Origin of the sequence: Streptococcus infantis (genome assembly GCF_047463635.1) — a bacterium.
In the GTDB taxonomy this organism is placed as follows: domain Bacteria; phylum Bacillota; class Bacilli; order Lactobacillales; family Streptococcaceae; genus Streptococcus; species Streptococcus infantis_W.
The window spans coordinates 1-2672 of sequence record NZ_JASHDL010000038.1; the positions used below are offsets into that span (position 1 = coordinate 1).

Below are 2672 nucleotides of genomic sequence, written 5' to 3' on the forward strand. Positions count from 1 at the left end.
GTGGATGGTACCCATATCAAAGCAGCGGCTAATAGTCACAAGTATCGTAAGGAAATGGTAGAGCAACAAGCTAAATTTATGAGTGAACAATTGGCAGTTGAGATTGATTTAGATCGGAAAAAACACGAAAAAAAGTCCTTAAAGCCCGCAAAAGAAAGTGAGGCTAAGGAAAAGAAAATCTCAACAACAGATCCCGAGTGTGGTTGGTTTCACAAGGGCGAACATAAGGAAGTATTTGCCTATTCTGCCCAAGTGGCTTGTGATAAGCATGGTTGGGCCTTGGCTTATACGGTGGAAGCAGGAAATGTTCATGATAGTCAGGCTTTCCCTGCTCTTTTTTCAAAGTTAGAGCCATTCTCCCCCCACTATATTATTGCGGATTCAGGCTACAAGACCCCAGCTATTGCCCATTATTTATTAGAACGTAATACCATTCCTGTTTTCCCTTATACTCGTCCAAAGGGAGTAAAGGGGAACTTAAGACCTAGTAATTTTGTTTATGATGCAAGCCATGATTGTTATGTCTGTCCAGAAAATCAAGTACTAAACTATCGCACGACCACTCGAGAAGGCTACCGTGAGTATAAGAGTAATCCAAAAGTATGTGTTGCCTGTCCTTTATTATCCGTTTGTACCCAAAGCAAGAATTTTCAAAAAGTAGTAACGAGACATGTCTGGAAAGATGCCCTTGAATTTTGTGAGGAGATTCGTCATCAAAGAGAAATGAAAGAGCTCTATAAGAAGCGCAAAGAAACAATTGAACGGCTCTTTGGGACGGCTAAGGAGTACCATAATTTGAGATACACTAGAGAGAAAGGAAAGTCCAAAATGGAGAATCAGGTTGGGCTTACTTTGGCGTGTTTAAATATCAAAAAACTGGTGAAATGGATAGGAAATATCCCTTTTTATTTTTCTCAAATACAGATTTTTGAATGGAATATCAGATGATGAGACAACATATTTTTGAAAAGAGAAAAAGACAAACGCCAATAATGACGTTTGTCTTCGTTCTGAAAAGAGGCTCAAGCCTCTTTTTTATTTCTTTTCCCACTCTAATACTTTATTATTCTATTCACTAAATCTTAAAAAATAGCCATCTGGGTCTAAAACTGCAAATTCATGAGGATAGATATATTGTTCACCAACACGAAATTCTCTTTTGGTCAAAGGACGATGAATAGGATAGTTGGATTCTAACAATTTCTGATAGAGTCGAGGAACATCCTTTATGCCGAAGGAGATGTTGACTCCACGACCAAAGGGGTAGTTTAGTTCAGCTAGTTCCTCCTTACTCCCCTCCTCTAGCATTAGTTGGCAATCTTCAAGCGATAAGAAGAGGAAGTTTTCTTCTGGTCGCTCGTATTCGATCGTAAAACCCAGTAAATCGCAGTAGAAGGAACGGGACTGTTCTAGATTCGAGACTATAAACTCGGGAATAACTGCATTGTAGTCCATAAAGAAACTCCTTACAATTCAATCTCCAAGACAATCGGTGTGTGGTCTTGGCGTGCGCCTGAATCAATCATATCTGACTTGGTAACCTTGTCTGCTACACGATTACTTGTGAGCCAGTAGTCGATTCTCCAGCCTGTGTTGTTGATTTTTGAAGTCTTGCTGCGTTGTGCCCACCAAGTATAGCGTTCTGGCACATCGCCATGGATATGGCGGAAGGTATCTGTAAATCCTTTGGCTAAAAGGTTTGTAAATCCTTCACGTTCTTCGTCTGTAAATCCTGGTGAACGGCGGTTGCTGGCTGGGTTTGCAAGGTCAATTTCCTTGTGGGCAACGTTGTAGTCTCCGGTTGCTAGGACAGGTTTTTGCCTGTCTAGTTGAGCCAAGTACTCCGCATATTTGACATCCCAGACTTGACGTTCTTCCAAACGTTTGAGCCCATCTCCAGCATTAGGAGTGTACACTTGAGTCACGAAAAATGTATCAAATTCTAAAGTGATGATACGTCCTTCCAAGTCCATGGTAGAAGGGGCACCGATTTCCGGAAAGCTGATAGTTGGAGTAAGTTCTTTCTTATAGAGGAACATAGTTCCAGCATAACCTTTACGAGCAGGTTCTTGAGAGGAACGCCAAGTATTTTCATATCCAGGGAAGAGTTCTTCTAACATCTCAAGATGTTTTTTAGTAGGCCCTTTAGCTGAAAGCTTGGTTTCTTGGATGGCAATGATATCAGCGTCTTCAGCAACCAAGGTTTGGAGGACGTCTTGTGATAATTTCGCACGCGCAGAATCACTTGTCAATGCTGCATTGAGGGAATCAATATTCCATGAGATTAGTTTCATAGTGTGTACCTTTTCATTCAGATTATAGACAATATTATACCAGAAAAAGAAGTATTTCCCCAGCGTATAGTTTGAAAAATCCAGGTCATTCCTATATAATAGAGAATGATTTATGTAAAGGATTGAAAATAAATGAAATGTTACTCCTTTGAGTATCTTTATCGCTGAATATGACAAAGTTTAAGTTAGTGTCATCACCTATGAATAGGAAAAACCTGAGGCAGTCGCCTCAGGTTTTGTTATTAGAAAGGCAGAACGAAGACAAACGTCATTTTTGGCGTTTGTCTTTTTCTCTTTTCAAAAATAGTTTGTCTCATCATCTACTAATCTATACCAAAATCTGAATTTGAGAAAAATAAAAAGGGATATTTCCTATCC

3 protein-coding genes are annotated in these 2672 nt (G+C 39.7%); 1 reads left to right on the forward strand and 2 read right to left on the reverse strand.

Annotation, left to right across the window (positions count from 1 at the left end):
* On the forward strand, window positions 1–948 hold a 948-nt coding region (locus QM867_RS10610), incomplete at its 5' end, for a transposase (RefSeq protein WP_414315745.1).
* Between the two features lie 120 nt (window positions 949–1068).
* Here QM867_RS10610 and QM867_RS10615 read toward each other — a convergent pair.
* Window positions 1069–1455, reverse strand: a complete 387-nt coding sequence (locus tag QM867_RS10615) for a bleomycin resistance protein (protein WP_414315746.1) — start codon at window positions 1453–1455, stop codon at window positions 1069–1071.
* A gap of 11 nt (window positions 1456–1466) precedes the next feature.
* Window positions 1467–2294: an exodeoxyribonuclease III gene (locus QM867_RS10620; protein ID WP_414315747.1), complete on the reverse strand. Its 828-nt coding sequence runs from the start codon at window positions 2292–2294 to the stop codon at window positions 1467–1469.
* Between the last annotated feature and the right edge of the window lie 378 nt (window positions 2295–2672).